General features: G+C 74.3%; 6 protein-coding genes. All 6 read left to right on the top strand.

Features of this window, described 5'->3' with window-relative positions; translation table 11 throughout:
- The first annotated feature begins 103 nt into the window (after positions 1-103).
- The 6 genes from gatC (at position 104) to E1283_RS39540 (ending at position 7,203) form a co-directional block, all read left to right on the top strand.
- Entirely contained in the window at positions 104-400 is a 297-nt protein-coding gene (gene gatC / locus E1283_RS28230; RefSeq protein WP_132820995.1) for an Asp-tRNA(Asn)/Glu-tRNA(Gln) amidotransferase subunit GatC, read from the top strand.
- Between the two features lie 5 nt (positions 401-405).
- A complete protein-coding gene (gene gatA / locus E1283_RS28225; protein WP_132820994.1) occupies positions 406-1,899 on the top strand; it encodes an Asp-tRNA(Asn)/Glu-tRNA(Gln) amidotransferase subunit GatA in 1,494 nt (497 codons plus the stop codon).
- Positions 1,896-2,135 carry a hypothetical protein gene (locus tag E1283_RS28220; protein WP_132820993.1) on the top strand — a complete coding sequence of 80 codons (240 nt, stop codon included), beginning with the start codon at positions 1,896-1,898 and terminating at the stop codon, positions 2,133-2,135. Before gatA ends, E1283_RS28220 begins: the two co-directional genes overlap by 4 nt.
- A 46-nt stretch (positions 2,136-2,181) precedes the next feature.
- Positions 2,182-3,690 (top strand): Asp-tRNA(Asn)/Glu-tRNA(Gln) amidotransferase subunit GatB, encoded by a 1,509-nt coding sequence (gatB, locus tag E1283_RS28215; protein ID WP_132820992.1) that lies wholly within the window; start codon positions 2,182-2,184, stop codon positions 3,688-3,690.
- Between the two features lie 190 nt (positions 3,691-3,880).
- The gene (locus tag E1283_RS39115) at positions 3,881-4,102 is read left to right on the top strand and encodes a hypothetical protein (protein ID WP_243745162.1); all 222 of its coding nucleotides are present in this window, start codon (positions 3,881-3,883) and stop codon (positions 4,100-4,102) included.
- Between the two features lie 95 nt (positions 4,103-4,197).
- Positions 4,198-7,203, top strand: a complete 3,006-nt coding sequence (locus tag E1283_RS39540; RefSeq protein ID WP_279571298.1) for a helix-turn-helix transcriptional regulator — start codon at positions 4,198-4,200, stop codon at positions 7,201-7,203.
- Positions 7,204-7,235: the final 32 nt, after the last annotated feature.

Below are 7,235 nucleotides of genomic sequence, written 5' to 3'. Positions count from 1 at the left end.
GGGCGGGGGAGAACCCCCCGGGGAAAACCGCGGCGCGGCACGGTCCCGCACGGCCATAGGATTGGGGCCGAAACCAGCCCGCGACGAGCAAGAGGATCGCCACATGCCTGGCATCACGCGCGAGGAGGTCGGCCACCTCGCCCGGCTGGCGCGTCTGGAGTTGACCGACGAGGAGCTCGACCACTTCGCCGGACAGCTCGACGACATCATCGGCGCGGTCGCCCGCGTCGCCGACGTCGCCGACGAGGACGTACCGCCGACCTCCCACCCGCTGCCGCTCACCAACGTGACGCGCCCCGACGAGGTGAGGCCGAGCCTGACCCCGCGGCAGGCGCTCTCCGGCGCGCCCGCGCAGGAGCAGCAGCGTTTCAAGGTGCCGCAGATCCTGGGGGAGGAGTGACCGCCGTGGCCGATCTGATTCATCTCACCGCCGCCGAGCTGGCCGCCCGCGTCGCCGACGGCAGCGTCAGCGCCGTCGAGGTCGCCGAGGCCCATCTGGCGCGGATCGACGCCGTCGACGAGAAGGTGCACGCCTTCCTGCACGTGGACCGCGAGGGCGCTCTGGCGCAGGCGCGCGCCGTGGACGAGAGCCGGGCGCGTGGCGAGGAGCTCGGCCCGCTGGCCGGCGTGCCGCTCGCGCTGAAGGACATCTTCACCACCGAGGGCGTGCCCACCACGGTGGGCTCGAAGATCCTCGAGGGGTGGGTGCCGCCGTACGACGCGACCGTGACGAAGCGTCTGAAGGCCGCCGGTGTCGTCATCCTCGGCAAGACCAACATGGACGAGTTCGCGATGGGTTCGTCCACCGAGAACAGCGCGTTCGGCCCGACCGGCAACCCCTGGGACCTCACGCGGATCCCCGGCGGCTCCGGCGGCGGTTCGGCGGCGGCGCTCGCCTCGTTCCAGGCGCCGCTGGCCATCGGTACCGACACCGGCGGTTCGATCCGGCAGCCGGCGTCCGTCACCGGCACGGTCGGCGTCAAGCCCACCTACGGCGGGGTCTCCCGCTACGGCATGGTGGCCTTCTCCTCCTCCCTCGACCAGGGCGGCCCGTGTGCCCGCACCGTGCTGGACGCGGCGCTGCTGCACGAGGCGATCGCCGGTCACGACCCGTTGGACTCGACCTCGATCGAGGCGTCCGTGCCGCCGGTCGTCGAGGCGGCCCGCACCGGGTCGGTCGCCGGCCTGCGGGTCGGCGTGGTCAGGGAGCTCCGCGGCGAGGGTTTCCAGCAGGGCGTGCTGAACCGCTTCGACGAGTCCGTCGAGCTGCTGCGCGGCCTCGGCGCCACGATCGTCGAGCTGTCCTGCCCCTCGTTCGACAAGGCGCTGGCCGCGTACTACCTGATCGCGCCCTCCGAGTGCTCCTCGAACCTGGCCCGTTTCGACGCCATGCGCTACGGGCTGCGGGTCGGCGACGACGGCACCAGGTCGGCCGAGGAGGTCACCTCCCTCACCCGCGAGTCCGGCTTCGGGCCCGAGGTGAAGCGGCGGATCATGCTCGGCACGTACGCCCTGTCCTCCGGCTACTACGACGCCTACTACGGCAGCGCCCAGAAGGTGCGCACCCTGGTGGCGCGCGACTTCGGTCGGGCCTTCGAGCAGGTGGACGTCGTCGTGTCGCCGACCACCCCGACCACCGCGTTCCCGATCGGCGAGCGGGTGGACGACCCGATGGCGATGTACCTCGCCGACCTGTGCACCATCCCGGTGAACCTGGCGGGCAACGCCGCCATGTCGCTGCCGTGCGGTCTGGCCGACGAGGACGGGCTTCCGGTCGGTCTGCAGATCATCGCACCGGCGATGGCCGATGATCGGCTTTACCGCGTCGGAGCGGCCGTCGAGGCCGCGTTCCAGGCACGCTGGGGACACCCGATCCTTGAGGAGGCGCCCGCGCTATGAGCAAGAAGAAGCCGAAGTCCAAGGCCAGCACCTACCTGTCCATCGGCACCACGGTGTTCGGCGCGTTCGGTGTGGCCCGCCAGATTCGCGAGGCCCGTACCGAGGGCGACAAGCTGAGGCTCGCCGACGCCGTCATCACGGGTGCCGCGCTCGTCACCACGGTCGCGCTGCTCGCCCGCGAGCTCCGCCGGATGGCCCAGGACGAGGGCGACGTCCTCGCCGACGAGCGCGGCTGACCGCCCGCGCCGCAAGCCACGCACGCATCCGAGAGGTACTTCTCCCGTGACCGTCACTGACCTGGTGTCGTACGAGGACGCACTCGCGTCCTACGACCCCGTCATGGGCCTTGAGGTCCATGTCGAGCTCGGCACCAAGACCAAGATGTTCTGCGGCTGCGCCACCACGCTGGGCGCGGAGCCCAACTCGCAGACGTGTCCCACCTGCCTCGGCCTGCCGGGATCGCTGCCGGTCGTCAACGCGACCGGCGTCGAGTCCGCCATCCGGATCGGCCTCGCGCTCCACTGCGAGATCGCTGAATGGTGCCGGTTCGCCCGGAAGAACTACTTCTATCCGGACATGCCGAAGAACTTCCAGACCTCGCAGTACGACGAGCCCATCGCGTTCGGCGGCTACCTGGATGTCCAGCTGGCCGACGGCGAGGTCTTCCGGGTCGGCATCGAGCGGGCCCACATGGAGGAGGACACCGGCAAGTCCACCCACATCGGCGGGGCCACCGGCCGCATCCACGGCGCCTCGCACTCGCTGCTCGACTACAACCGGGCCGGCATCCCGCTGATCGAGATCGTCACCAGGCCGATCGAGGGCGCCGGCGAGCGGGCCCCCGAGGTCGCCCGGGCCTACGTCGCCGAGCTGCGCGAGCTGATCAGGGCGCTCGGCGTCTCCGAGGCGCGGATGGAGATGGGCCAGCTCCGCTGCGACGTCAACGTCTCGCTCCGGCCGCACGGCCGGGAGAAGTTCGGCACCCGCAGCGAGACGAAGAACGTCAACTCGCTGCGCAGCGTGGAGCGGGCCGTCCGGTTCGAGATCCAGCGGCACGCGGCGGTGCTCGGCGACGGCGGCACCATCGTCCAGGAGACGCGTCACTTCCACGAGGAGAACGGCACCACCACCTCGGGCCGGGTCAAGGAGGAGGCGGAGGACTACCGCTACTTCCCCGAGCCCGACCTGGTGCCGATCGCCCCGGAGCGGGAGTGGGTGGAGCGGCTGCGGGCCGAGCTGCCCGAGCCCCCGCTGGCGCGGCGGAACCGGCTGCGCGAGGAGTGGGGCATCTCGGCGCACGAGATGCAGTCGGCGCTCAACGCGGGCGCGGTCGAGTCGATCGTCGCCACCATCGAGGCCGGCGCCGACGCGGCGGCCGCCCGCAAGTGGTGGCTGGGCGAGCTGGCCCGCCGGGCCAACGAGCAGGGCGTCGAGCTGTCGTCGCTGCCCATCACCCCGGCGCAGGTGGCGCGGGTGGCGGCGCTGGTCGCCGCCGGCGAGCTCAACGACAAGCTGGGCCGCCAGGTCATCGACGGGGTGCTGGCCGGCGAGGGCGGTCCTGACGAGATCGTCGAGCAGCGCGGGCTGCGGATCGTCAAGGACGAGGGCGCGCTGGGCGCCGCCGTCGACGAGGCGATCGCGGCCAACCCGGCCGTCGCCGACAAGATCAGGGGCGGCAAGACCGCCGCGGCCGGTGCGCTGGTCGGCGCGGTCATGAAGGCGACCAGGGGGCAGGCCGACGCGGGCCGGGCCCGCGAGCTGATCCTGGAGCGGCTCGGCGTCACCGAGTAGCGGCGAGTAAGGCGGCCGGCCCCGGCTAAGGCGGTCGGTACCCCGCGCGTAAGGCCCCGGGCACGCTGCCCGGGGCCTTCGTCTAAGCCGCCGGGGCCGGCGGAACGCGGCGGCCGCCCGATGCGGGGCGCCCCCCTGGGAGAGGAACCTCGAGTCAGCTGGAGGACAGCCGACTCAGGGGAGGACCACCGTGACAGGACTCGAGCAACAGCTCGGGCTCGAACTCCATCGACAGCGCGCGGCCGAGCTCCAACGAGCCGCGGAGGAACACCGGGCGGCGGCCCGGGCCGCCGCCGAGGACGACGAACGCGGGGCGGACGACGAGGCCGAGCCCGCGCCGTCCGACCGGGCGTCAGGCCGGGTGTCCGGCCGGGTGTCCGGCCGGGCGTCCGGCTGGACGACGGTGGCGTGAGGCCCCGGCCCGCCGCCGGGGAGCCGACCCGGGCGGCTCTGCCCCGGGCGATAAGCGGTACCGGGGTGTCAGTCCGCCATGCCATTCTCGGAACCGTGGAGAGCCGTCGGGTCAGCCCCGTGTTCGTCGGCCGCGCCAGCGAGCTGGCCGAGCTGGCGGCCGGGCTTGCCCGGGCCGGGCGCGGGGAACCACAGGCGTATGTGATCGGCGGCGAGGCGGGCATCGGCAAGTCGCGCCTGCTGGACGAGGTGCTGGCGGCCGCCCGCGCCGCCGGCGCCGTCACCGCCGTCGGCTTCTGCGTCGAACTGGGCGCGGACGGCCTGCCGTTCGCGCCGGTGGCCGCGATCCTGCGTTCGCTGCACCGGCAGCTGGGTCCCGAGCTGGCGGCGGCGGTGACGGGGCGGGAGGGGGAGCTGGCCCGGCTGCTGCCCGAGCTCGGCGAGGCCCGCGGCGCCTCGGGTGACGCGCTCGACCGGATGCGGCTCTTCGAGCTGACGGCCCGGATGCTGGAGCGGCTGGCCGCCGACCGGCCGCTGGTGGTGGCCGTCGAGGACCTGCACTGGTCCGACCGCTCCACCCGCGAACTGCTCGGCTACCTGTTCCGTTCGGTGCAGCGCAGCCGGCTGGTCATCCTGGCCACCTACCGGGCGGACGACCTGCACCGCCGCCATCCGCTGCGGCCGTTCCTCGCCGAGCTCGACCGGCTGCGGTCGGTGCGCCGGGTGGAGCTGGCGCGGCTGAGCGACGCCGAGGTGGTGGCCCAGATGGCCGGCATCACCGGCGGCGCCCCGGAGCCGGCCCTGGCCCGCTCGGTGTTCGAGCGCTCGGAGGGCAACCCGTTCTTCGTCGAGGAGCTGACGGCCAGCGGCGGCGGGCGCGGGCTCAGCGAGTCGCTGCGCGACCTGCTGCTGGTGCGCGTCGAGGCGCTGTCGGAGGGCGTGCAGGAGCTGCTGCGGATCGTCGCGGAGGCCGGCTCCTCCGTGGAGCACGCGCTGCTCGCCGAGGTCGCCAGGCTCCCGGAGCCCGAGCTGTTGGCCGCGCTGCGGGCGGCCGTGGGCGGATGTCTGCTGGTGCCCACGGAGGACGGCGACGGCTACCGCTTCCGGCACGCGCTGATGCGCGAGGCCGTGGTCGACGACCTGCTGCCGGGCGAACGCGCCCGGCTCAACCGCCGTTTCGCGAAGGCGCTCGAGGCCGGGCACGGCCTGGTGCCGGAGAGCGAGCGGGCCGCGCGGCTCGCCAGCTACTGGTTCCACGCGGGGGACGGCGCCAAGGCGTTGCCGGCGGTGCTCGCCGCGGCCGGCGAGGCCGGCCGGCGCTACGCGCACGCCGAGCGGCTGCGACTGCTGGAGCGCGGGCTGGAGCTGTGGGACACGGTGCCGGAGCCGGTGCGGGCCGGGCTGCGGCCCGTCGAGCCGATCTGGGCCTACCCGGAGCCCCACACCCCGGGCCGGCCGATGGACTACCCGGACCTGCTGGCCGAGGCCACCATGGCCGCCGTTCTCTCCGAGGAGAAGGACCGGGTGCTGGCCCTCAGCCGGCGGGCGGTGCGGGTGCTCGACGAGCGGGCGGATCCGCTCCGCGCCGCCTGGTTCTGGCTCCAGCGCTCCCGGGCGAGGGCGGGTCTCGGGCGGTACGACGGCGCGGCCGAGCTCGACCGGGCGCGGGAGCTGGTCCAGGGCCTGCCGCCCTCGGTGGTGCACGCCCAGATCCTGGCCCAGGTGGCGGCGCGCAGCACCCTGGAGATGCCGGGCCCCGAGCTGTTCGCGACCGCCGAACACGCCGTGCGGATGGCCCGTCTGGTGGGCGCGGAGCAGACCGAGCTGTACGCCCGGCTCACCCTCGGCTGCGTCATGACGGACTCGGGGGACGTCGCCGCCGGCCTGGCCGAGATGAGCGCGGTGATCGAGCGGTTGATCGAGGCCGGGAACATCGGCCTGATGTCCCGGAGCCTGGTCAACTTCGCGGCGACGCTGGCCGAGGTCGGCGAGTTGGAGCGGTCGTGTCAGGCGGTGGCGCGGGGCATGGACATCGCCCACCGGTTCGGCCTGGAGGACACCAAGGGGTGGCTCTCGGCCAACCAGGCGCAGGTGTGGATCGCGATGGGCCGCTGGCCGGAGGCGGAGGCCGCGGCGGCGGCCGCGCTCCGCCAGGCGAGGGACGTCAGGCCGCGCGCGAGCGCCCGGCTGGCGGCCGGGCATCTGGCGCGCCTCCGGGGCGACATCGAGGCGGCCGGCGAGGCACTGGCCACCACCCGGGCGGAGATCGACACCCCCGACCTCAACCCGAGCATGGTCGTCAACCTCGCTCGCCTCGAGGTGGGCGTCGCCGCGTCCAGGGGCCGGATCGAGGACGTCAGGACGGCGCTGGCCGCCGCGGTGCGCATCGGCTTCCCACCGTTCACCGCCTACCACGCCTGGGAGGTCTTCCTCGCCGCGGCCATGGCCGAGTCCGAGGGGCGCGGGCTGCCCGCGGCCGATCCCGGCCGGCCGGCCGCGGTGGCGGCGATCCGGCGCGCGATGGCCCCGACGCCCCGGGCGAGGCCGATGTGGGCGGCCCTCGGGCGGCTGGTGGACGTCGAGTTGAAGCGGGCCGAAGGGCAGGACACCCCGCACCTGTGGGCGGACGTGCTCGCCGCGCTCGAACCGTTCGGGTTGCCGCACCACCTGGCCGTGGCCCGGCTCGGCTGGGCCGAGGCGCTGCTGGCCGAGGGCGGTCCCGAAGCGCGGGAGCGCGCCGTCGAGCCGCTGCGCCGGGCCGGGGAGACCGCCCTCGCCCTGGGGGCGGCGCCGCTGCGCGAGCGGGTGGCACGGCTGGCGGCCAGGGCCGGGCTCTCGCCGCTGCCGCCCGCGCCGCCCCAGCCGGCCGAGCCCCCCGACCCGGCCGACGCGTTCGGGCTGACCCGTCGTGAGCGTGACGTGCTGGCCCTGGTGGCGTTGGGCCGGAGCAACCGGCAGATAGCCGAGGAGTTGTTCATCTCGCCCAAGACGGCGAGCGTGCACGTCTCCAACATCATGGCCAAGCTGTCGGTCTCGGGCCGGGGTGAGGCGGCGGCGCTGGCCCACCGGCTGCGCCTGGTGCCGCTGCCGGTCGAGGGCTGAGGTCGGTCGAGGGCCTAGGCCGGGCGAGGGGG

The organism is Streptomyces hainanensis (genome assembly GCF_004348415.1).
GTDB classification, from domain to species: domain Bacteria; phylum Actinomycetota; class Actinomycetes; order Streptomycetales; family Streptomycetaceae; genus Streptomyces; species Streptomyces hainanensis.
The sequence above is the reverse complement of the archived record's forward strand: the minus strand, read 5'-3'. Positions and strand labels throughout refer to the sequence as shown.